24 protein-coding genes are annotated in these 23,758 nt (G+C 47.6%); 1 reads left to right on the plus strand and 23 read right to left on the minus strand.

The genetic code is table 11. From position 1 onward, the window contains the following. Positions 1–66 precede the first annotated feature (66 nt). The 4 genes from pssA to rluD form a co-directional block, all read right to left on the minus strand. Positions 67–897 carry a CDP-diacylglycerol--serine O-phosphatidyltransferase gene (gene pssA / locus B3850_RS05320; protein ID WP_053954014.1) on the minus strand — a complete coding sequence of 277 codons (831 nt, stop codon included), beginning with the start codon at positions 895–897 and terminating at the stop codon, positions 67–69. A gap of 88 nt (positions 898–985) precedes the next feature. Beyond that, on the minus strand, positions 986–3,559 hold the full coding sequence (gene clpB, locus B3850_RS05325) for an ATP-dependent chaperone ClpB (protein WP_286911491.1): 2,574 nt from the start codon (positions 3,557–3,559) through the stop codon (positions 986–988). A 72-nt stretch (positions 3,560–3,631) separates the two neighbouring features. Continuing rightward, positions 3,632–4,330, minus strand: a complete 699-nt coding sequence (pgeF, locus tag B3850_RS05330; protein WP_286872468.1) for a peptidoglycan editing factor PgeF — start codon at positions 4,328–4,330, stop codon at positions 3,632–3,634. Continuing rightward, complete coding sequence (rluD, locus tag B3850_RS05335; protein ID WP_286872471.1) at positions 4,305–5,270, minus strand: 23S rRNA pseudouridine(1911/1915/1917) synthase RluD; 966 nt, start codon at positions 5,268–5,270, stop codon at positions 4,305–4,307. The genes pgeF and rluD overlap by 26 nt, the downstream gene beginning before the upstream one ends. Before the next feature lie 111 nt (positions 5,271–5,381). Between rluD and B3850_RS05340 the strand changes: the two genes are divergently transcribed. Continuing rightward, positions 5,382–6,152 carry an outer membrane protein assembly factor BamD gene (locus B3850_RS05340; RefSeq protein ID WP_053954018.1) on the plus strand — a complete coding sequence of 257 codons (771 nt, stop codon included), beginning with the start codon at positions 5,382–5,384 and terminating at the stop codon, positions 6,150–6,152. Positions 6,153–6,170: 18 nt separating this feature from the next. On the opposite strand, the gene glnB is transcribed toward B3850_RS05340, so the two are convergent. The 19 genes from glnB to B3850_RS05435 form a co-directional block, all read right to left on the minus strand. Continuing rightward, a complete protein-coding gene (glnB, locus tag B3850_RS05345; protein WP_053954019.1) occupies positions 6,171–6,509 on the minus strand; it encodes a nitrogen regulatory protein P-II in 339 nt (112 codons plus the stop codon). A gap of 9 nt (positions 6,510–6,518) precedes the next feature. Next, positions 6,519–8,150 carry an NAD+ synthase gene (locus B3850_RS05350; protein WP_286911492.1) on the minus strand — a complete coding sequence of 544 codons (1,632 nt, stop codon included), beginning with the start codon at positions 8,148–8,150 and terminating at the stop codon, positions 6,519–6,521. A gap of 65 nt (positions 8,151–8,215) precedes the next feature. Beyond that, entirely contained in the window at positions 8,216–9,343 is a 1,128-nt protein-coding gene (gene flhB, locus B3850_RS05355; RefSeq protein ID WP_053954020.1) for a flagellar biosynthesis protein FlhB, read from the minus strand. A gap of 23 nt (positions 9,344–9,366) precedes the next feature. Then, positions 9,367–10,152: a flagellar biosynthetic protein FliR gene (gene fliR / locus B3850_RS05360; RefSeq protein WP_286911493.1), complete on the minus strand. Its 786-nt coding sequence runs from the start codon at positions 10,150–10,152 to the stop codon at positions 9,367–9,369. Then, positions 10,152–10,421 carry a flagellar biosynthesis protein FliQ gene (gene fliQ / locus B3850_RS05365; RefSeq protein ID WP_053954022.1) on the minus strand — a complete coding sequence of 90 codons (270 nt, stop codon included), beginning with the start codon at positions 10,419–10,421 and terminating at the stop codon, positions 10,152–10,154. The genes fliR and fliQ overlap by 1 nt, the downstream gene beginning before the upstream one ends. An 8-nt stretch (positions 10,422–10,429) precedes the next feature. Further along, positions 10,430–11,176, minus strand: coding sequence for a flagellar type III secretion system pore protein FliP (gene fliP / locus B3850_RS05370; RefSeq protein ID WP_058577404.1), 747 nt, complete (start codon positions 11,174–11,176; stop codon positions 10,430–10,432). Continuing rightward, entirely contained in the window at positions 11,173–11,541 is a 369-nt protein-coding gene (gene fliO, locus B3850_RS05375) for a flagellar biosynthetic protein FliO (protein ID WP_286911494.1), read from the minus strand. The genes fliP and fliO overlap by 4 nt, the downstream gene beginning before the upstream one ends. Further along, positions 11,501–11,959, minus strand: coding sequence for a flagellar motor switch protein FliN (fliN, locus tag B3850_RS05380; RefSeq protein WP_053954025.1), 459 nt, complete (start codon positions 11,957–11,959; stop codon positions 11,501–11,503). Before fliN ends, fliO begins: the two co-directional genes overlap by 41 nt. Positions 11,960–11,989: 30 nt before the next feature. After that, positions 11,990–13,054, minus strand: coding sequence for a flagellar motor switch protein FliM (fliM, locus tag B3850_RS05385; protein ID WP_053954077.1), 1,065 nt, complete (start codon positions 13,052–13,054; stop codon positions 11,990–11,992). Positions 13,055–13,070: 16 nt separating this feature from the next. Continuing rightward, positions 13,071–13,610 (minus strand): flagellar basal body-associated protein FliL, encoded by a 540-nt coding sequence (fliL, locus tag B3850_RS05390; RefSeq protein WP_286875741.1) that lies wholly within the window; start codon positions 13,608–13,610, stop codon positions 13,071–13,073. A gap of 75 nt (positions 13,611–13,685) precedes the next feature. Continuing rightward, a complete protein-coding gene (locus B3850_RS05395; protein ID WP_286875739.1) occupies positions 13,686–15,470 on the minus strand; it encodes a flagellar hook-length control protein FliK in 1,785 nt (594 codons plus the stop codon). Positions 15,471–15,533: 63 nt separating this feature from the next. Beyond that, positions 15,534–15,980 (minus strand): flagellar export protein FliJ, encoded by a 447-nt coding sequence (gene fliJ / locus B3850_RS05400; protein WP_286875737.1) that lies wholly within the window; start codon positions 15,978–15,980, stop codon positions 15,534–15,536. A 4-nt stretch (positions 15,981–15,984) separates the two neighbouring features. Further along, complete coding sequence (fliI, locus tag B3850_RS05405; protein ID WP_286911495.1) at positions 15,985–17,334, minus strand: flagellar protein export ATPase FliI; 1,350 nt, start codon at positions 17,332–17,334, stop codon at positions 15,985–15,987. Between the two features lie 3 nt (positions 17,335–17,337). Continuing rightward, positions 17,338–18,096: a flagellar assembly protein FliH gene (fliH, locus tag B3850_RS05410; protein WP_286875732.1), complete on the minus strand. Its 759-nt coding sequence runs from the start codon at positions 18,094–18,096 to the stop codon at positions 17,338–17,340. 13 nt (positions 18,097–18,109) lie between these two features. After that, entirely contained in the window at positions 18,110–19,156 is a 1,047-nt protein-coding gene (gene fliG / locus B3850_RS05415) for a flagellar motor switch protein FliG (protein WP_273269435.1), read from the minus strand. Further along, positions 19,149–20,846, minus strand: coding sequence for a flagellar basal-body MS-ring/collar protein FliF (gene fliF, locus B3850_RS05420; RefSeq protein ID WP_414654213.1), 1,698 nt, complete (start codon positions 20,844–20,846; stop codon positions 19,149–19,151). Before fliF ends, fliG begins: the two co-directional genes overlap by 8 nt. Before the next feature lie 48 nt (positions 20,847–20,894). Next, on the minus strand, positions 20,895–21,227 hold the full coding sequence (fliE, locus tag B3850_RS05425; RefSeq protein WP_053954033.1) for a flagellar hook-basal body complex protein FliE: 333 nt from the start codon (positions 21,225–21,227) through the stop codon (positions 20,895–20,897). Between the two features lie 67 nt (positions 21,228–21,294). After that, positions 21,295–22,695: a sigma-54-dependent transcriptional regulator gene (locus tag B3850_RS05430; RefSeq protein WP_286911501.1), complete on the minus strand. Its 1,401-nt coding sequence runs from the start codon at positions 22,693–22,695 to the stop codon at positions 21,295–21,297. 10 nt (positions 22,696–22,705) lie between these two features. Further along, positions 22,706–23,713 (minus strand): sensor histidine kinase, encoded by a 1,008-nt coding sequence (locus B3850_RS05435; RefSeq protein WP_286875722.1) that lies wholly within the window; start codon positions 23,711–23,713, stop codon positions 22,706–22,708. Positions 23,714–23,758 lie beyond the last annotated feature (45 nt).

Raw genomic sequence — 23,758 nt, forward strand, 5'->3', positions numbered from 1 at the left:
TGTGCCCTTTCAAGATCTTTTTTAAGAAAAATGATCACTTGCCTAGATCATAATCAATTTGATGACTTATTCGTCTTTATCAGACTCTTTTTTCTGTTTCTTATCAACATCGCCGTCTTGGTTAAAGTCAGCATCATCATCGTCGTCATCTCCAACGACATGCTCTAACTTCAGTTTTTTCACATTTTTAATGGTGAATACTGGCCCAGACAAGGCGTATAAAAAGAAAATAGAGAACAAAACTAAAGATGGTTGAGTAGCAACGATAACGAAAGCCAATACAATCACTAATATAACTAAGAAAGAGACTTTACCCTTCCAGTCTACATCTTTAAAAGAGTGATAACGGAAGTTTGTTACCATCAATAAGCCAGCACAAATAGTAATAATGGCTGCAATGCCGCCAATATCAGAACCTTCAATACCGTATTCAGAGCCCACCCAAACTAAGCCGGAGACTATCGCGGCCGCGCTTGGAATAGCTAACCCCTGAAAGTAACGTTTATCCGAAGAGCCTAAATTAGTATTAAACCTTGCCAACCGTAACGCACCACCAGCCACAAAGATAAATGCAGCCAACCAGCCGAGCTTACCTAAGTCAGCAAGTGCGTAGTTGTACATCACGAGTGCTGGAGCCATACCAAAGGAAACGATATCTGCCATGCTGTCGAATTCAGCACCAAAATCACTTTCGGTATTGGTCATTCTGGCTACACGTCCGTCAAGCCCATCAAAAATCATCGCAATAAAAATTGCAACGGCTGCTTCGACAAAGCGCTCATTCATCGACGCAACAATGGCATAGAAACCAGAAAATAAACCCGCCGTTGTGAATAAGTTTGGCAGTAAGTAAATACCCCGGCGTTTGCCGTTAGTATTTGAACTATCGTTACTCATGCAAAAACACTCTTAGTTATTAATAGAAAGTGAACAGGTTATCACAACAAGGCTTCGGGTAGGAAATCCCCGAGCCTTGTTGCCTCTGTTACTGACTAATCACTAGCGCTTCATTCTCAACACTGACTTTTATCGGTTTAGCAGGTTGAATCTCTCCGGATAAGATTTTCTGCGCTAACGGATTCTCAAGTTCATGTTGAATCGCTCTTTTCAGAGGTCGCGCCCCAAATACCGGATCAAACCCTGTACGAGCCAGATGCGCTAACGCATCATCATCGACTTCAATCTCAAAGTCTTTCTCTTCCAGGCGCTTAAACAGCAGCTGTAACTGGAATTGAGCAATCGAGCGTATCTCAGCTTCACCCAATGGATGGAATACCACGGTGTCATCAACCCGGTTAATAAACTCAGGTCTGAAATGACGCCCCAATACTTCCATGACTTCCGCTTTCATTTGTTCGTACGTATGCTCTTTCGCATGCTCTTGTATGAGATCAGAGCCCAAGTTCGATGTCATAATAATCACGGTATTTTTAAAATCGACCGTGCGACCCTGTCCATCTGTTAGGCGACCGTCATCCAATACCTGAAGCAATATGTTGAATACATCCGGATGGGCTTTCTCTACTTCGTCAAGCAAGATGACAGAATATGGTTTGCGACGCACCGCTTCCGTTAAATACCCCCCTTCTTCATAACCTACATAACCCGGAGGTGCACCAACTAAGCGAGCTACGGAGTGCTTCTCCATAAACTCAGACATATCAATTCGAACCATCGCATCGTCTGTATCGAACATAAAATTCGCCAACGCTTTGGACAACTCAGTTTTCCCCACACCGGTTGGACCCAGGAATAAAAATGAGCCTATAGGTCTGTTTGGATCACCCAAGCCCGCGCGCGAACGACGAATGGCATTTGCGACTGCCTCGACCGCTTCGTTTTGTCCGACAACACGATTATGCAGGTTATCTTCCATATGAATGAGTTTTTCACGCTCACCCTCAAGCATTCTTGCAACAGGAATACCGGTCCAACGCGACAGTACATCGGCAATCTCTTCGTCGGTTACGCGGTTTTTCAGCAAGCTCATGTCCTGCATTTCGGCCTGCAATGCTAAGTCTAACTGACGTTCCAGTTCAGGAATACGCCCATACTGAAGTTCCGACATACGGTTCAAGTCCCCCGCTCGACGAGCAATATCCATGTCGGTGCGCGCTTGCTCAAGCTGCGCTTTGATATGCTGGGTGCCCTGCACGGCCGCTTTTTCAGTATTCCAGACTTCCTCTAACTCTTTGTATTTGCGTTCTTGGTCGTCTAACTCATCATGCAAGGTTTCCAAACGCTTTTTACTGGCATCGTCTTTTTCTTTCTGCAGCGCCTGACGCTCCAACTTAAGCTGAATAATGCGACGCTCTAACCGATCTAAATCTTCTGGTTTAGAGTCGATCTGCATACGGATACTCGATGCTGCTTCGTCAATTAAATCAATGGCTTTATCCGGCAGCTTGCGATCACTGATATAACGATGCGATAAAGATGCTGCTGCAACTATTGCAGGGTCAGTTATCTCTACCGAATGATGCAGCTCATAACGCTCTTTCAAGCCTCGCAAAATCGCAATAGTGTCTTCTACGGTTGGCTCATCGACCAAGACTTTCTGGAAGCGACGTTCTAAAGCGGCGTCTTTCTCAATATATTGGCGGTATTCATCTAATGTTGTTGCACCGACGCAATGAAGTTCGCCACGCGCAAGCGCCGGTTTCAGCATGTTGCCTGCGTCCATTGCACCTTCAGCTTTACCAGCACCGACCATGGTATGGAGCTCGTCGATAAAGAGAATAATTCGTCCCTCTTCTTTAGAGAGTTCATTTAATACCGCTTTGAGTCGTTCTTCAAATTCCCCACGAAACTTTGCGCCAGCTAACAGAGAGCCTAAATCGAGCGATAACACTCGCTTATGTTTTAAGCCTTCAGGCACTTCCCCATTAACAATGCGTTGCGCTAACCCCTCAACAATTGCCGTTTTACCGACACCAGGTTCACCAATCAGTACCGGGTTATTCTTGGTACGACGCTGCAACACCTGGATAGTCCGGCGGATTTCTTCGTCACGACCAATAACGGGATCGAGCTTCCCTTGTTCAGCGCGCTCTGTTAAATCAATCGTATATTTATCGAGAGCCTGGCGTTGCTCTTCAGCGTTCGGATCATCTACTTTTTGACCATCTCGAATATCATTAATCGCTTTTTCCAGCGCATCTCGCTTTATGCCCTGCGCTTTAAATATTTCGCCCAACTTGCCCTTGTCTTCCGTTGCGGCTAGCAAAAAGAGTTCAGAAGAAATATAAGAATCATTACGTTTCTGTGCGTATTTGTCGCACAAATTGAGTAACTGTGCAGTCGCCTGAGAAAGCTGGACGTCCCCACCGGTACCTTCCACTTGCGGCAATGCATCCAAGGCTTTGGACAAGCTTGCTCTGAATTGTGGGATATCGATACCCAACATCGTAAATAATGGACGGACTGAGCCGCCATTCTGGTCTAGCAATGCCTGCATTAAGTGCACAGGCTCAATAAATTGGTGATCACGACCCAGCGCTATAGATTGCGCATCGGCAATCGCCATTTGAAATTTACTGGTAAATTTATCGTGTCTCATGGTACTACCTCATTTAAATCTTTCGTTGAGTTAAATGTGGGTACTTTTTGGGCGTTTTCAAGTTTTTAGCCGTTATTTTCGCCAAATAATTGACGCAAATCGGGCTGCGGCTTTTTCCTTACGCCAGGAGTACCATAATTCAGAGTGGGTCACAGTACATTCATAGCTCTGAGTAATAGCAGTAATACCAAACTGGCGGCAAATCATTTCCGCAATACCGGGCAAGTCCGCTAACCATTTTGCTCCAGTCGCCTTGAAAAACGGTTTCGCGTCAGAGTTAATCGAGACAAACGCATCGAAAACATCCTGACCAACTTCAAACGCATCTGAGCTAATCGCTGGACCTATCCAAACACTTAAACTCGATGGATCTGCAGAGAACTTTTCTAATGCCTTTTGCAACACGCCATCTGCCAAACCTCGCCATCCAGCATGAATTGCCGCTATTTCTTTGCCGTCGGATGAACAAATAAGTATAGGTAAACAGTCTGCGGTCAATACCGCGCATACACTGCCGGGCTGAGAACTATAAGCAGCATCCGCTATGCTTGTTTTAAAAGGCCATGACAATACATTGCTCGTATGTTGTTGCTGCAACCACACCGCTGAATGGGGTAACGACAATTCACGCTCTAAACGCCGTCGTCTCAACAGCACAGCAGCGGGATCATCGCCCACATGAACCGCTAGGTTGCCAAACGCCCTTGTTGTAATTGCAACACCAACATTGTCAGGCAGCGTCCAATTAGGATGAAAAACGTTTTGCGTCACGCTTCAACTCTTCAATTAAATATTCAAAATCGTCCGGACGGTCAACGTGGAATTCAAGCCATTCACCTGTAATGGGATGATGTAACCCCAGAGATGCGGCGTGCAAAGCTTGTCGATTAAAGTTTCTCAGAGTTTGTAAGAATTGATCATCGGCTTGTTTCGGCGGGCGCGGACGGCCTCCATAGGTCAAGTCACCAACCAGCGGATGTTTGATATGTGCCATGTGCACACGAATTTGATGCGTTCGTCCAGATTCCAGACGCAAGCGCAACAAGGTGTGAGCTCGATAGCGGTCTAATACTCGATAATGAGTCACTGCGGGCTTTCCGGACTGAACCACGGCCATGTGCGTGCGCTTTGTCGGGTGTCGACCAATAGGCTCATCGACCATGCCACCTGCTGTCATGACACCATTACACACAGCTTCATACTCTCGTGTGATTTCCCGAGCCTGCATCATCGACACTAACTGTGTTTGCGCAGGGACATTACGGGCAACCACCATCAGGCCGGTGGTATCTTTATCCAAACGATGAATAATGCCGGCACGTGGCACCAAGTCTAGTTGTGGGTCATAGTGCAGCAGACCATTTAACAAAGTCCGGTCCGGAGCACCAGCGCCGGGGTGAACAACCAGACCTGCTGGCTTATTAATCACCAAAATGTCATCGTCCTGATAAACAATATCCAACTCTACCGGCTGCGGAATGTGACGCTCTTCACTTTCAATTTCCGCATCCACGGCCACTAACATGCCGGTCTCGACTTTCTCGCGGGGCTTCTTCACGACCTCGGCATCAACCGAAACCTTCTCCTCGGTTATCCACCCTTTTAAACGAGAGCGAGAATAGTCCGGGAACAACTCAGCAAGTGCCTGGTCTAATCGTTTTCCTGTTAATGACTCAGGAACAATAGCTTCTAATTCAATACGTTTATTCATATATTCGGTTTCGACTGTCAAAGCCTTAAAGGCTGCGTTAGAATGCAAGAATATGCTAGTGTAACGGTTTGCCCGTGCAGCGCCAAAAAAATATAGGGAATACTGCTAAATATGTTAAGTAAACAACTCGGCCGACACATTGTATTATCCACAGCTCTTTGCTTTATGGCTGTTGGTTGTTCGAGCCAACCTGACGAAGAACAACAAGTTGCTAAAACCCAAATTGAGTCACTTTACGAGCAAGCTCGTGAAAGTATGGCGGCAGGTAACTTTAATTTAGCTCAAGAGCAGCTGTCGAATCTGAACCGACGCTTCCCGTTTGGTCCTTACGCGCACCAGGTGCAACTCGACCTTATTTACTTGCACTACAAGTTAGATAACACAGAAGAAGCACTAGCCGCGATTGATCGCTTTATTAGTCTTAATCCGAATCATAAAGACATTGATTACGCCATGTATATGCGTGGTCTGGTCAACCAGCGCGCTGAGCACAACGGTATTCATGCAATGTTTGGCGTTGACCGCTCTGACCGCGACTCTTCAATGGCTGAAGAAGCGTTTAAGGACTTTGCAGAATTAGTTCGCAAATACCCGGACAGTGAATATGCGGCCGATGCAAAAAAACGGTTAGTCGCTATAAAGAGTCGTCTGGCGAAAAAAGAATTAGCTGTTGCTCAGTATTATATGGATCGCCAAGCTTATTTAGCAGCGGCCAATCGAGGACGCTACATTCTGGAGCACTTTTCTGATACGCCAGAAGTGGAAAATGCTCTGGCAATGATGGTAGAAAGTTACGATCAGTTAGATTTACCAGAGTTACGCGAAGACGCTTTGAAAGTGTTAAGAGCTAACTTCCCGGGGAATCAGTTAGTCAGCAATTAATGAGAAAGGCGCGGTTGTTTAAACCGCGTCTTCATTTTCCTCACCGGTTCGAATGCGAATGACTCGTTCAATATCGGTAATGAAGATTTTGCCATCACCTATTTTGCCGGTTTGAGCGGTTTCCATAATGGCCTCAATACACCGTTCGACATCATCATCGCCAACGACTACTTCTAATTTTACCTTCGGCAAAAAGTCGACCATATACTCTGCACCACGATACAGCTCAGTGTGGCCTTTCTGACGACCGAAGCCTTTAACCTCAGACACAGTCATGCCGGCAATACCGACTTCTGACAATGCTTCTCTCACATCATCAAGCTTGAAAGGTTTTATAATGGCTTCAACTTTTTTCATAACGCTTCCCTATTGCCCTTGTCGTTGCAATTCATAGCGATAATGACTGGTAATAGGATAACGGCGATCTTTGCCAAAGTTTCTTGGTGTCACTTTCGGACCCACCGCTGATTGTCGCCGTTTGTATTCGTTCAGGTCGACCAATCGAACTACCCGGCGAACATCTTCTTCGCTAAACCCTGCAGCAACAATATCTGTTACTGACCAGTCTCTCTCTACATACAATGCCAGAATTCGGTCTAAATCGCCATAGTCGGGCAGCGAGTCTGAATCGACTTGGTCCGGCGCTAACTCCGCTGAAGGCGGGCGATCTATCACTCGCTGAGGAATACAGTCGCCTAATGTGTTTCGATATTCAGCCAACTGATACACCAACAATTTAGGCACATCCTTTATCGGCGCAAAGCCTCCGCACATATCGCCATAAAGCGTTGCATAACCCACAGCCATTTCACTTTTATTACCCGTTGTCAGCACCAACGACCCAGTTTTATTCGACAGCGCCATAAGCAGTACACCACGACAACGTGATTGTAAGTTTTCTTCCGTTGTGTCGGTTTCCGCACCTTTAAAAAGCGGCGTTAATTGCTGCATGAATTGGTCGAACATTGGCTCAATAGGCACAGAGTCATATTGAACGCCAAGCGTATTCGCCTGCTTTTCAGCATCTTCAAGGCTCATGTCTGAGGTATACCGGAAGGGCATCATCACGGCCTGAACTTTATCAGCACCCAACGCATCAACAGCGATAGCCAGAGTTAATGCCGAATCAATACCGCCAGATAAGCCTAACACGACACCTGGGAATCCATTTTTCGTGACATAATCTCTAACCGCTAAAACCAGAGCGTCATACACATTGGCTAAGTCATTTTGCGACTTACGTGGAGGGAAGCTCTCGCATTGAAACCTGCTGCTTTTATAGCTCAAACTTGTCAATGCTGTCTGACAATGCGGCAGCTCGGCCAGCAATTGACCATCGTCATCCATCACAAGAGAATGTCCATCGAAAACCAGCTCGTCTTGTCCACCACAGTTATTTAGGTACACAATGGGCTTAGACGACTCCGATACGCGTTGTCTCAATACACCCAAACGTTGCTCATGCTTATTCAGCTCATAAGGCGACGCGTTTATCGATAAGACAAAATCAATATCGTCTTCAGCCAATCGTTGTAATGGCTCGGGATGCCACAAATCTTCACATATTTGTAGGCCAATGCGGACGCCATGCCACTCGAACACCTGACTTTCATGACCCGGAATAAAGTAACGCTGCTCGTCAAACACACCATGATTAGGTAAGCGCTGCTTGAAATAACGTAATAGGCACTCACCGCGATGCAGTACCGACATGGCATTAAAAAGCTCGCCACCAACATGCTGTGGGTGTCCGACAATAACCACACAGTCAGACGCTGCTGCGCTAATTTGCTCCACGGCGTTGTCGACAGCCTGACTTAAATCGTTTCTTAACAGTAAGTCTTCTGGCGGGTACCCCGTAATGGCCAACTCAGGGAACACGATAATGTCGTGTTGCTGACCCTGCTCACGAATGGTTTTTAAAATTAATGCGGTATTGTTGTGAATTGCGCCAACGGTAAAGTCCAGTTGCGCCAGGCACAAATTAAGTTCAGCCATAACTGCTTCCAATTTAACCACTGCCGACATCGGCACGAATGGTGGCGAATGATATAGCAGCGCTGTTAGTAGCGCAAATCTTCGGGAATTGGTGACTCGCTGTCAGGCTTTTTCGGACGTTTCGCCTGACCTTGCTTAAACAGGCGCAACTGATACACATAGGCAAGAATTTGTGCAACAGCAACGAACAGTCCTTGCGGGATTTCTTTCTCCAGCTCCGTAGTGTGGTAAACAGAACGCGCCAATGCGGGCGACTGCACCAATGGAATGTCATACTCCAAAGCAATTTCCCGAATTTTCGCCGCCGTCTCGTCGGTTCCTTTTGCCAGTAACACGGGGGCTTGTGAGCCACCATCTTCATATTTTAACGCCACCGCATAATGGGTCGGGTTGGTCACCACGACATCTGCTTTTGGCACTTCCTGCATCATACGGCGATTAGCCATTTCCATTTGCAAGCGACGAATACGACCTTTAACTTCCGGGCTACCCTCTGTATCTTTATGTTCGTCTTTGACTTCCTGTTTCGTCATGCGTAAGTCTTTGTTGTGTTTCCATAACTGGAAAGGCGCATCGATCACCACAATCAAAAAGATTGAACAGCAAAGTAGTAAGAACATCCATAGCAGAATATCAAGCGCATTCCCTATCATATTTGGCATTTGCCCCATCGACATTTGGAGAATATCGACAAACTGCCATTTCAACAAAAAGTACGCCGAAACAGCAACAACCGAAAACTTGGCAATGGCTTTAACAAGCTCGACTAAAGCTTGAATACCAAACATGCGTTTAAAGCCGTTAAGGGGGTTCATACGACTGAATTTAGGCGCCATGGCTTTGGTCGAGAAGGAAATACCACCCAACCAGCTATTACCGAAAAAGGTGGCCACTAAAACAAAAGCGAAAATAATGAGTACTGGCCACATGATAAAGCCGAAGGCAATACCAAAAGCTTCGTAAATTTTTGTGGTATCAAAGGCTTGCTGACGGTCGATAGTAAACATCGTTTGGAACACATTGCGAGCACCCTCATACAACCAATCACCAAACCACATAAACGCAATAGCAGCGCTCACCAATACAAACGCCGTTCCCATTTCTTTGGAGCGCGCAACCTGGCCCTTCTCGCGGGCCTGCTGTTTTCGTCGCTCCGTGGGGTCTTCTGTGCGTTCCTGATCAGTCTCTGCCATTACTCTCTACCTTATCCCCGAGTCTAGCTACACTGAGAGCCAATAACTGTGCACATCACTTCAATTGCACGCTGCCATTGATTTTCAAAATGGAAAATGAAGCCGCCCATTGTCAACCAAAGTACGACCAAACCACTCACCATAGTAATTGGGAAACCTATTGCGAAAATGTTCAGTTGTGGTGCTGCTCGTGTCATTACGCCGAAACCTAAATTAATGAGTAAAATAGCAATAACACCGGAGAGCATCGCGGCTAAAGCGGCTGAGAACATCACCGCACCATATTCAGCAATCGCCATAAAAGCATCAGCATCCAGCCCGGTCATGCCAACGGGCACAGCCTCAAAACTGGCCATTATCATGTGAATCATCAATAAATGACCATCAAAGGCTAGAAATACTAAACTGGCAAGCATTAGAAAAAATTGCGCAATAACCGGTACCTGCTGGCCATTCGTGGGGTCAACCATCGACGCAAACCCCAAACCAATCTGCATAGCTATAACCTGGCCGCCAAGTACAAATATTTGTAGGAAAAGCAGCGATACCAGCCCCAAGGCTACACCAATAACCACTTGTTGCGCGGTCACTAAAAAACCACCCACTGATGTCATTTCAACACCAGTTGACACCTCAGGTAATGCAGGGGAAACCGCCAGTATGATGGCTAACGACAGGAAAACTTTAATACGCGCGTTAACTAGAGTGCCGGAAAATAGCGCCATACTGCCTATCATGGCGGAGACCCGTGTTAACGGCCAGAGATGTTGCTCTAGCCACTCCAGGACAACAGAAGTGACCAAGTCCATTAGCCAACCACTTCAGGAATCCGATTAAACATTTCGATGGTAAAGTCCATCACCGTTTCGGTCAGGAAATGCCCCCCAAGACCGATAACAGCAAGCGTCACTAATAAACGAGGTAAGAAACTTAAGGTCTGTTCGTTAATTGAGGTGGCGGCCTGAAAAACAGCAACCACTAACCCGACCAACAACCCGGGCAAAATGATGAATGCCACCATAATCACAATAGTTTTCAGCGCTTCCTGAAAAATATCCAAAAACATTTCTGGTGACATACGTCCTCCTAGACCCCGAAACTTCCGGCCAGCGTACTCATGGTCAGACTCCAGCCATCCACTAACACAAATAACATCAGCTTAAAGGGAAGTGACACAATCATTGGCGATAACATCATCATACCCATGGCCATAAGAACACTGGCGACCACTAAGTCGATGATTAGGAATGGAATAAACAGCATAAAGCCAATTTGGAAGGCCGTTTTGAGCTCTGAGGTAATAAAAGACGGGATCAAAATAGACATCGGCACGTCTTCTGGCGCTTCAATGCCCTCTTCACCAGAAATATCAATAAAGGTTTCCAGATCAGTTAACCGTGTTTGCGCCAGCATAAAGGCTTTTAACGGTGCTTTGGCTCGGTCAACGGCTTCCAGTGACTGAATTTCTTCATTCATATAGGGCTGCAAAGCTTTGTCATTAATTTCATTCAGTACCGGCGACATAATGAAAAAACTCAAAAACAATGCAATACCCAATAACACCTGATTCGACGGTGACTGCTGTAAACCTATAGCCTGGCGCAGTATCGCCAAAACAATAATAATTCGAGTGAAAGACGTCATCATAATGACCATTGCCGGTATAAAGGTCAGCGCGGTCATTATCGCGAGAATTTGCAGTGTTACTGAGTACTCTTGAGTGCCGTCAGGATTAGTTTTGACGGTCACCGCGGAAAGATCCTGCCAGGCTAAAGCTTGCTCAGGTATCAGCAAAAACGCCGTAAATAATATGAGATACCACCAGCGGTTCATTGTTCTTGTTTTCCTTCCAGGTTGATATCGGACGGTAGTTCTTTTAAACAGTCAATGCGCTGCTGGGTAACACCTAACAACAGTTTTTCGCCCCCAACATCGACAATGACCAAGCGCTCTTTGGCGCCTAAGGACACGCTACTTAGCACTTTCATACCCGAAGCGCCCTGAAATTTCAGGTTAAACCGTTTTAACAGTGACGCCAATACAACAATGACCACTAAAACGGCAAAAAGCGCCAATACCATGGCGCCTATATCATTACCGGACACTATTGCTTTTTGCTCGGTTTGGGCAAGTGCCGTCACCGGCAGCGCCAGCAAACTAACGAAGCTTGCGAATACGCTCAATTTGACTAATAACATCGGTTAATCGTATCCCGAATTTATCATTAACAACAACCACTTCGCCGTGCGCAATCAAGGTACCATTCACCAAAACATCCAAGGGTTCCCCAGCAACACGTTCTAATTCAACAACAGAGCCCTGATTCAGCTGAAGTAAGTTACGAATGCTTATTTGGCTACGCCCTACTTCCATTGAAATAGTGACCGGAATATCAAGAATTGCATCCAGTTTACGCTTCTCTTCTTCACCAACCGGCGCATCTTCGTTAAGCTCTTCCAGCTCTGCGGTTTGCACGTTGTCCATGCCTGAATGACTGGCATTACTTGGCTTTTCGCTTTCCGATGCATCGCCTTCTGAAGACTCTTCATCTTCTGCAGCTGCCTGTTCAGCCATTGCTGCTTCCCAGTCATCCATATCTTTATCGTCGTTACTCATTTTGCAACCTCACTTTCTAAGCAGCAATTATTATAAATCAATGTCTTCTTCTAACTGTTGAAGCTCAGCATCTCCGCCTATTCGGCGACCACCACGCGTCAACATGTGAATATCGGATTTGACGGTTTCCGGACGTTTAATTTTATCCGAAATTTTCAACGCCACATTGTCTCTTGAGCGCCCCATTTTCGCATGGAACGTTGGTAAGTCCTCTATCAGAACGGTTAAATCATCCGGCACTTCCAGAGGAATAACGTCGCCTTCCTGCAAGTCCATGACTTCCCGTAGCGACATTTCGGTTTCCGCAAGTTTCGCAATCATTTCAACCGGAACGTCCATAATTTCATCACGCAGCGCTTTACTCCAGCGCATATCGGTATCTTCTTTGTCTGACTGAACACCGGCGTCTAGCAGCTCTCGGATAGGCTCAAGCATGGAGTACGGTAAGGCAATATGGAAGTCACCACCGCCACCATCAAGCTCAATATGGAACGAGCTTATGACAATAACTTCTGTCGGACTCACAATGTTAGCCATAGCCGGGTTTACTTCGGAATCCAGATACTCAAAGCCGACATCCATGACCGGAGCCCAGGCTTCTTTATAGTCCTCAAAGACCAACTTCAGCAGCATTTGAATAATACGGCGTTCAGTCGGCGTAAACTCACGACCTTCTATTTTTGCATGATAACGACCATCGCCACCGAAGAAATTGTCGACCAAAATAAAGACCAGACGAGCTTCCATAGTTATCAGCGCAGTACCTTTAAGCGGACGAAAACGCACCATGTTCAAACTCGTTGGAACAAACAGTGTATGCACATACTCGCCGAATTTAATCATTTGCACACCGTTAATGGAGACCTCGGCAGTACGACGCATCATATTGAATAAGCTTACGCGCATATGACGAGCGAACCGTTCATTAACGATTTCGAGAGTTGGCATACGCCCACGAACAATTCGGTCTTGCGACGAAAAGTCATAGTCGAGCGCATCCGCCGAGGCTTCTTGCCCCTCCGAATCCTCTTCTTCTACGTCGTCAACGCCGTGTAAGAGTGCGTCAATTTCGTCTTGTGATAGTAAGTCGCTCACAGCCATAGTTGCTCACTTATTGCATTACCAAACTGGTAAATAAAACTTGTTCGACGACGGGCTTCCCGGTCACTTCCTGAAGTGCACCTCGCACTTCCGTTAACGCTAATTCGCGCAATTGTCCTTTGCCTTCCGCCGTTTTTAATCGGTCTGCCGTCGATGATGAGAACACTTCATGTAACGTGCCTTCAATCAACGGGATATGTTTTTTCGCCAGCTCTTCGTTTTCCTCACCGCGTACCATTAATTGCGCTTTTATCTGCACCGTCCGCTCTCTTGAGTCTCCCGGCACGATAAACACAAATGGACGCGGCATACCAACATACAGCGCATTGCCAATTTCAGGAGCTGACGCGTTCTCAAAATCATTACTTGTCTGCTCCGACGCGCGCTCTGGCGCTTGTTCATTCGACGAAGTTCCGCCAAAGAGCCACAGGACCAATACAACTGTAGAAATCAGTACCAAGCCTATAACGCCGAACAGTATCAGCTTTTTCTTCTTACCGCCTTTGCCTTCCTGCTCTTCGTTTTGCTCTGTATTATTGTCTTCAGCCATCTTGCTTTCCTTGGGTCAACGCTATATCGGTCTTTATGTTGTTACTATAGCCTGAATAGGCCTCCAACGTCACCGTTATACGTAAAAATCCACGCGGCCATCGGTCACAACCTGACCATCCTGCAAGGCGATTTCAGATTCCTGCGTCCAGTGTTCAGCTTCCGATCCTGAGGCATTTTCACCGTCGCCTGTATCACTACCATCCCTAGCCTGCTCACCGACCTGAGTATCCGCTAAGTTCAGGCCTTGCTGCTCCATCATTTCCCGCAAACGCGGCATTGCCGATTCTATCGCTTCTCGGGCTTGCGCATTTTGCACCTGGAACTGAACCGTTGTCTGCTCACCGCTCACGTTCACTCGTATCTGTACGTTACCAAGTTCAGGCGGGTCAAGCCGTATATCAGCCCGCTGAATGTTTTTGCTCATCATAATATTGATGCGCTCTTGCAGTTTTTGTGACGCTTCGGTCTGCTGCAAATCTAACGGTCTTTGTAGTGCCTGCAAAGTATTCGCCGAGCTGCTTTCTGATGCTGCTACAGTGCCTTGAGCCGTCGACACCATTTGACCTTGTATTGCTTTGGCGGCTCCAGCATCAGACAATGCATCGACTGTGTTTCTGAACGCTTGATTCACCTGGGCATTTTCGGCCGTTTTAGTCGCCAACTCACCATCAGGTTTCAACGCTTTGTCGCCTTTTACCTGACCGTCAGCGGCAAGCTCAGCTTTAGTATTTTTATCCGCTTTCGCTAACTGCTCGGCCCTGGGTTCGCTTTGACCTTTGTTTGAGTCTGTCGCGCTTATCGCAAATTCCGCTTTACCAGACTTCGCATCAGTCGAAGCTCCTACCGCCGATGCCTTATCACTACTTTGTTTCAGTGTTTGTCTTAAATCGGCAATCAGTTGTTCTGCTTTAGTCGCCTGTTCTTTCGTCAGTGATTCTTTATTGTCAGACGCTCCTGCCATTAACTGACGAAGCTCTGCCATTAATTGTTCCAATTTGCCACGTTCTTTGCCCGTAAGCGCCTTAGCATCCGTATTGCCGTTCTCTTTCAGCGCCGCTAACTGGGCTTCCAGTTGTTTCATTAACTGCGCAGGATCAGAACTTTTTTGTGACTCCTGCTTTGATTCAGGTGCGACGTCTCGTAGCGCCGCCAACAATGCATGTGATACCTGCTTATTAGACTCTTTACCAACCAACAATTTATCCGCATCGGACTTAGGCATCATGGGTTCAAGCAATTGCACAATGAACTTTTGATCGGCTGCATCTGCCCCCCCTTTGGCAATCGCATTTAATTGCTCCATCAACTGCTGTTTCTGCTCGTCGGTCATTTTTGCCAACATACTTTCGGCAAGACTTTGCCGCTGTTCAGCCGAGAACTCTTTTTGCTCACCTTGTTGATGACTGAGTTTATCCACAAACACAGCCAGTAATTCTTCAAGGTCAGCGTCGCTTAGCTCGATATCACCGGTTTTCTCCAGCTGCGTTTCATCAATATTGACCACCGCAGCAACCTCATCGGCCGATAACTCTGCCTCTCCCTCTTCGCTAGACACTTCGGCCATCTGCTGCTGCATTTCCTGCAGTAACTCAAACAGATTACTTTCCACCGGCCCGCCAACATTCCGACGCCCTTCATCACCAATCGCTTTCTTGATACTGGTTTGCTCCGGTGTCAGCTTTACTTGCTGGAACTCTTTGCCTTTTTCGGTTTGTTGCATCATCAAACGAGAAAACTCGCCTTCAGCGCTATCACCTGCGCCAAGCGAAAGCTCTTTACCCAAAGCTTTGCCACCCGCCTTGCCGCCGGTGCGGACAAAGTTTTCCGTTGATTCTGTTAAATTCAGCAGCTGTTGCATAGTTTCATGTCCTGAATAACTGACTTGCTCAAAATAAAGCAAGAAGCGTTCCAACTATTTGCGTCAGGCTTTTTTATCCCGAATAAAGCGTTGGCTGGAAAAGTCGTCCAAATTCTTTTGCTCTTTACGTGCTTGCACCTTTTGCTCACGCTTTTCTTTTTCTTTAATCAGGTGCTCGATAGACTCTCGTTTTCGACGCTGCGCCAACCACCGCTCTTTACGCTGAGCCAACACCTGCTGCAACTTAACAACTTCGTGGTGCAATTGTTCAACACCCTCATCGAGTTTGCCGACAAACGCATGGTATTGGCTCACCTGCATCGACTGAATGCCGCCCTGACCCCGCTGTTGTAGCTGATTCAAGTAGTCGAGTCGGTATTTTGACATGCCGTCCAGTCGCATCTGGTTATCCTGAACCTGCTGTTGCACCTCAGCAAAGTCTTTTGCGGTCTTATCTTCACGCTGTTGTTCCAAGTCCAGCAGCATTTTTAGTTGGCTTAATTCGGCCATTTATCTAGCTACCGGCTGACTGTTGCTGATTCGGATGAATTAATTGATTCAGTTCCAACAAGCTCTCATCGTAGCTAACCACCTGTTTCATTGGCTGTTGAAGAAACTGAGCAACTTTTGGCTGCATTGCAATGGCTTGATCAATAGCCGGGTCACTTCCGCGGGTATAGGCGCCAATAGAGATAAGATCTCGGTTACGACGATAATTCGAATACCACTGACGCACCTGAATAGCTTGTTTCATGTGCTCTTCAGAAACCACTTGCGGCATCACCCGGCTAATGGAAGCTTCAACATCAATGGCCGGGTAGTGACCGGAATCTGCCAGCTCACGGTTTAAAACGATGTGTCCATCAAGAATGGCTCGCGCTGAGTCCGCAATCGGATCCTGTAAGTCATCACCTTCGGTTAAAACAGTATAAAACGCCGTGACAGAGCCTTGCCCGTCGCCGCCGTTACCCGCACGCTCGACAAGTGCCGGCAATTTGGCAAATACAGACGGTGGATAGCCCTTGGTTGCCGGGGGCTCACCAACCGCCAGGGCAATTTCACGTTGCGCCATGGCGTAACGAGTGAGCGAATCCATTAGCAGCAAAACGTTTAAGCCTTGGTCACGGAAATACTCCGCTACTTGTGCTGCCGTTTCACAACCGCGCAAACGAATAAGAGGAGACTGGTCAGCCGGAGCGGCGATAACCACGGCTTTTTCCAAACCTTCCTCACCCAGTATCTCTTCAATAAACTCTTTGACCTCACGACCCCGCTCACCAATCAGGCCAACAACAATGACATCAGCGTTAGTGCCTCGGGTCATCATGCCAAGCAACACACTTTTGCCAACACCACTGCCGGCAAACAGACCCATACGCTGCCCCTGCCCGACGGTTAAGCAGGCATTAATTGCTGTCACACCAACATCCAGTGGTTGTTTTACCTGGCGGCGATTCAATGGGTTCATGGGTTTACTGCGGTAGGTTTTACCGTCAGAAAAAATAGGGCCTTTGCCGTCGAGTGGCTCTCCACGCGCGTCAATAACCCGTCCGAGTAACTCCATGCCTAACGGCAGTTGGTTCTTCCGGCTTAAGGGGCGTACGCGAGCTCCGGGAACCACACCTAACGCGTCCTCCGTTGGCATTAAATAACTAATATTACCTTCAAAGCCCACGACTTCGGCTTCAATATCGCCACTGGCTGCTTCGACAGCGACACTTGAGCCGACAGGGGCGCGACAGCCGACCGCTTCAAACATTAGGCCAACAACGCGAGTTAAATAGCCCGATACCGCCACCGACGGCTTTTCAATACGCTGGCGTTTTTTACGAAGTTCATGAATAAGGGCTTCTGGTTCGCTCATGGGTTACCCCTTAACGCGGCTGAAGACATCTTCCATACGAGTCTCTAAGCTGTAATCAATGGTCGAGCTCTCGGTGGTCACACGACAACCACCGCGCTCCAGCAATTCATCTTTGTTCAGCAACCAGCCTTTTTCTTTCAGCTCAGACTCACTGTAAACCGACTCAATAAGCTCTATGTCGTCTGGGTTTAAGTGTATAACCACTCGCTGATCGGTGACTGGTAATACCGATACTGCCTCGCGAACGGCATTGACTATCATATCTTTCGAGTGCTCAGCCGCATCCAGACAAATGACACGGGTCAGTTCGCTGACCATATCAATGAGCTCTTCCTGCACCGCTTCGGTAATACGTTCATTCGGCGTCGACAAACTTTGTAGCAAAGCATCAAGCTTTGTTCGTTGTTCTTCTATAACCTCGTTACCGGCCGCTATACCTTCTTCTTTACCGGCTGCAACACCTTCTTCTTTGCCGGCTTCATAACCTTCGTCGTAGCCTTTTTTGAGGCCGTCTGTGCGACCGTTTTCAAAACCTTCCTGATAGCCCTCATCGCGAGCTGCCTGACGAATTTCTTCCAGCTGTTCAGCGGTTAACGGCTGCAACTCTTCTTCGTCATTGTCGTCCGCTTCCGGCGGCTCATACTGCCAGCGTTTTGGTTTGTTTAACGCATTTACCTGGGACCCTTCGCGCAGTTCCTGCGAGGTCATGTCCGGTAAATCCCAGTGACTGAAATGCGTATTGTCGTCGCGGTTGTCGCTCATACAGCTTTAATCCTTATAGGAACTCTTCACCGCCGCCACCGCCAAGCATCATTTCGCCAGCGTCAGCTAATCGACGGGCCGCCGCAAGAATATCTTTCTGCGCCGCCTCTACGTCACTAATACGTATAGGGCCCATGGCTTCAAGATCATCACGCAGCATATCTCCGGCACGCTTCGACATATTCTTGAAAATTTTCTCCTGAACGGCTTCGTCTGCGCCTTTCATTGCTTTTTGCAACGTTTCGCCCTCGACCTCACGCAGCAAGGTCTGAATACCACGGTCGTCGACATCCACCAGGTTTTCGAAAACAAACATCAAGTCCTGAATGTTCTGGCTCATCTCTTCGTCCTGCTCGCGGATAGAGTCCATCAACTGGCCTTCGATATTGGTGTCCAGGTAGTTCATGATATTCGCTGCGGCTTTCAGGCCACCCATCTTCGCTGCCTGAGCGCCTGCCTGACCAGCGAACTGTTTCTCCATAATCTCGTTCAACTCTTGCAGTGCTGCTGGTTGAACTTCTTCTAAGTTGGCAATGCGCATCATTAGGTCTAAGCGAACCTTCTCCGGGAACTGCGCCATAATTTCGGCGCTTTGCTCAGGGTCAAGATACGACAGAACAATAGTCTGAATTTGCGGGTGTTCGTTACGAATAATGGTGGCAACCTGCTTCGAGTCCATCCACTTCAATGAGTCGAGACCTTTCGAGCCACCGCCCATGACAATTTGCTCAATCAGGTTGCCGGCTTTGTCTTCACCCAGCGCTGAGGTCAGTGCCTTACGCACAAACTCTTCACTCTTGAAGCCAATATTGGTGAACTTCTGAATCTCTTCCAGGAACAAATGGTGAACGGCGTTGACTTTGTCCTGGTTGAAATCTTCCAGACTTGCCATGGCCATACCCACCTTCTGTACCTGCTTAGGCTCAAGGTGCTTCAGAATTTGTGCTGCGTCTTCTTCAGAAAGACTCAGCAGCAATATAGCCGCTTTTTCAACGCCCTCAAGGGAGTTCACATCGAACTCAACCTTGCCGCGTTTAGTTTTCATATCTTGATCAGGCATCTTCGTTCAACCATGCTTTGACAACTTGCGAAGACAGTTCAGGCTCGTTGGCAACCAGCGCTCGAACCGCTTTCAACAAGTCTTCATCTTTATGCAAGTCAGGTAATTGCAGACTTCCGTCAGCACCAAACCCAACCGCACTCTCATCAAACTGCGAGGATAACAGATCAATGGTTTCATCGCCCATTTCCTCTTCATTTTCATAAAGCGCTTCTGCATCGTCCTCGACATCCGCTTCAGGATTCATCAGTTTCTTAAGCATCGGACGAACAACGGCTAATATCAAGACCATAATAACCAGTGCGCCCATGACTAAGCGGAATGCACGCCAGAACCAAGGCTCTTCCCACAAAGGCGTTTCACCGTCACCAACCTGCGGCAATTGAGCAAAGGGTACAGACACCACTTCCAATGCATCGCCACGGTTAATATTGAAACCTAAACCACCTTGCAGCAAGCGGCGAATATTGGCGAGCTCTTCCGCACTGCGCGCTTGTTGTTGTGCCTCACCACCTTCACCAGTGACTTGCTCATGGTTCACGGCAACCGAAACGCTCAAGCGCTCGATAGTACCGGTTTGGTTTCTTGTGTGTGTAATTGAATTATCCAGCTCATAGTTACGTGTCGCTTCACGGTGACTACTGCCATTCACAGAACCGCCGGCTCTGCCTGGCCCCGCCTCTTCCGGTATATCCGACTCTAGTGGAGGCTGGTTGGTTAACGCGCCCGGAATACCGCCAATAGGACTACCTGTAGAACGATTTTCTACGGTCATTTCACTGCGAATCGCCGGCATATCAGGGTTAAACTGGCGCTGCGTTGATTCACGCTGAGTGAAGTCCATAGTGACATCCACCTGCGCCGTATAGTTGTCATAACCCAGCACTGGAATCAGAATACTGTCAATTTTTTCTAAATATTCTGCTTCGCGTTTTTGTTCAATTTGATATTCGCGCGAGCTTTTAGCAGCCAGTGCACTTTGCGAACCAGAATTTAATAAACGGCCGGCCTGATCGGTAACGGTGACATGCTCGGTGCTTAAACCTGTAACCGAAGAAGCCACCATGTCGACAATCGACGCGACTTCTTCTTCGCTCAATGAAGTACCGCCACGAACATTCAGCATAACCGACGCTTTTGGCTGCTTCTCACGGCGGGCAAAAACGTTCTGCTTAGGTACAGCCAGCAGCACGCGCGCGGCTGATATCTTTTTCATCTCTTCAATAGCACGGGCTAACTGTACTTCGCGAGAGTGAATTAAGCGCTCTCTTTCCAGACGCTGACTGACACCAAAGCCCGGTTCGCTCATTAAAATTTCAGAGCCATCTGACTCAGCATTGCCATAGCTGACACCCGCACGAGTCAACTCTAACTTTATCGCATCGTATTTTTCTTCAGGCACAGAAACCGTATTGCCGTTCACTTTATAGTCAATGCCATTGGCATCCATATAGTCCAGCGTGCTGACTAACTCTTCGGTTTCCAGCTTACCCAAAGGTCGATAGGTCGGCTCTTGCGCCCACAGCATAATGAATACGGCAATAGCAACACAGATAGCCAGTGCCAGTACCACAATAACCTGGCGCAGCATGTCAAAGTTGCCCAGCATATCCATAATGCCGGATTTCTCATTGCCTTCACCCGAAGCGCCTGTGTCCGGAGAGTCCGGAAGTGCATTGTCCTGCACCATTAAGTCTGTTGATTCAGCCACAATTCAAATCTCCAGTGCTACTGCGGTTTATACCGGCATTGACATGATTTCTTTGTACGCATCGACTATCTTGTTGCGTACCTGAACGGTTGCCTCAAAGGCAATGCTTGATTTTTGACTGGCTATCATGGTTTGTTCCAACGTTACATTGGGGTCACCAAGCTCCATACGAGTTTTTAAGTCGCCCGAGGTTTGCTGCAGCTCGTTAACATTATCGATAGCGCTTTTCAGCATATTCGAGAAGTCGGCGTTCGCAGTATTTCCCGGAAGGGCATTTACATTGGTTGCCTTGTCGCTTTGAGACGCTTGTGCAGACATAGCCTGCATCTGCTGGTAGAGAGCGTTGGCTTCCACTTTCATAATTCACCCCGTCAAAAAATCATCATTAACAATTCTTAACAGATATTATGCAAGTGGAATGCCAACTTTAATTTATGGAGAGACCTTGTTCGCGGATTTTTGCTAATTTGTAACGCAGCGTGCGTGGGCTAATGCCCAGCTCATCGGCAACCGGCTTACGTTTTCCCTGGTGCCGCTGAAGTGCGTCTTTAATAATTCGATACTCTTGGTGAAACAACGAATCATCTAATTTATCGGCTGACTCCGATGCACCTTCGAGTGTGTCTTTCGTTGAGTTTTGTGAGTAACTCACTTGCTCAGGAAATACAGCTTCGCTATTGGCATCGGACTCGGTGCTTTGGTTTAACTCCAGCATTAAGTCATCAGGCTCAATCACTTCATTGCGATGCAACACCAGCGCGCGCTGAACCACATTCTCCAATTCCCTGACATTACCCGGCCAGTGATACTGGATTAAGCAATGTTTAGCATGCTCACTAAACGACACTGGCGTTTTAATGCCCGAGCGCTGTTTGTGCCGCTGCAACAGGTTTTCTGCCAACGGCAGAATATCGGCGGGACGCTCAGCCAACGGCCGCCAGTGCAGAGGAAACACATTTAAGCGATACATCAAGTCTTCACGAAACTCGCCTTCGGTCACTGCTTGCTGCAAGTCTCTATTCGATGTCGCCAGAATTCTAACATCCAATTGAATGGTCTTCCGGGAGCCTAAACGCTCTACCTGCTTTTCCTGAATCACGCGCAAAAGCTTTGCCTGTAAGTGCAACGGCATTTCCGTGACTTCATCGAGCAAAATAGTACCGCCCTGCGCCAGTTCAAACTTACCCGGCTGCGACTGTGTTGCGCCGGTAAATGCACCTTTCTCATAGCCAAACAGCATGGACTCCAGCATATTTTCAGGAATTGCTGCGCAGTTAATGGCAACAAAAGGCGCCTGTGCTCGACTGGATTGTTTATGGATATAGCGCGCCAGCACTTCTTTACCGGTGCCACTTGGGCCTGTGATCATCACACTGGCATCACTGTCTGCGACACGTTTCGCCATGGCAAACACCTGTTGACTGGACGATTCTTCCGCTACCGGACTCACGTCGTCAATAGCACCGTCCGGTAAATACCGTTGCACCAGTGTTTGTAACTTTTCGATGGAAAACGGCTTCGTCAAATAATCGACAGCGCCTTCACGCATAGCCACGACAGCGTCGTCAACTTTGGCAAAGGCTGTCATCATAATGACTGGAATATCAAACTGTTGACGATTCATGCTGCGCAGCAGCTGCAAGCCATCAACACCCGGCATTTGCACATCGCTTATTACTAACGACACTTTATTGTCTTTCAGCGCAATGAGCGCTTCTTCGCCGTTAGCCGCTTCAATACACTCACAATCAGCCAGCTCAAGTGTGTCGACAATAGCCTCGCGAAGGGAAACATCGTCTTCGACGACCAGAACATTTCGTGCATTCATAGTTTCACCGTTAGCCATAACGCACCTCGCTTACCGGTTGCTCATTAAAGCAATGAACCGGAATAGAGAGTGTGAAGCAACTGCCTTTACCCGGCTCGCTTTCCCAGTCAATGCGGCCATGATGAGCTCGTAAAACCGTTTGTACGACAGCTAAACCAAGCCCGGTGCCATTTGATTTTCCGGTAAAAAAGGGCGTAAATATTTGCGCTTGCTTTTCTTTATCAATGCCAGCACCTGCATCTATGACGGAAACACACCAGTTATTACCTTCGACATGTGTTTTGACCAGTACCTCCTGGCCCGCCTGGCTGGCATCTATGGCGTTATTAATCAAATTCTGTAATGCACCAGTTAGTGCGGTTTTATTCCCTTTCAACACAGCACTGTGCCCGCATTCAGGCATGACAATATTGACATGATGCTGTGCCGCATAAGACTCAACATTTGAAGCAACCGTACTCAATAAGCTGTCCGTTGTCAGTTCTTCCAAGACGGGCTTTTCGCCGCTTTTAGCAAACAACAGCATGTCATTGACCTGCTGTTCGAGGTTATGCAAACGAGACAGTAATTTATGGGAGAAACGTTGCTGCTTAACCGGCGATATCATGCCTTGTGATAAGTTTTGTGCGTAGAGAATCGCAGCTGACAAAGGGGTTCGTATTTGGTGCGCTAACGACGCCACCATTTTCCCCATTGATGATAAACGCTGTAAGTGAGAAATACGCTGTTGCAGTTGCCGAGTTTCGGTTAAATCAGTTAAGACAATTAGCTGGCCTGGTTTTTCATTCACCTCAGAGGTATCTATACGAACTCGTCGCCCATTTTTTAACGACACTTCGTGCCAGTCATCGGCTTTGGGAGCGAACAGTGTCGCGACAAGATCACGCCATACTTCGCCTTTGAGCGAGTGTTCCAGTAATGATTGCGCATTGTCATTGCAGTAGTCCACAACACCGTGACTGTCGAGCAAAATTACGGCATTTGGCATCGCATCAATAATTTGATGGTAGGTCGCCATACTGACATCTCCCACTTCACACTAAGTTTTAATTAGGCTTAGTAA

The organism is Idiomarina sp. UBA4520 (assembly GCF_002388365.1).
Taxonomy (GTDB): Bacteria; Pseudomonadota; Gammaproteobacteria; order Enterobacterales; family Alteromonadaceae; genus Idiomarina; species Idiomarina zobellii.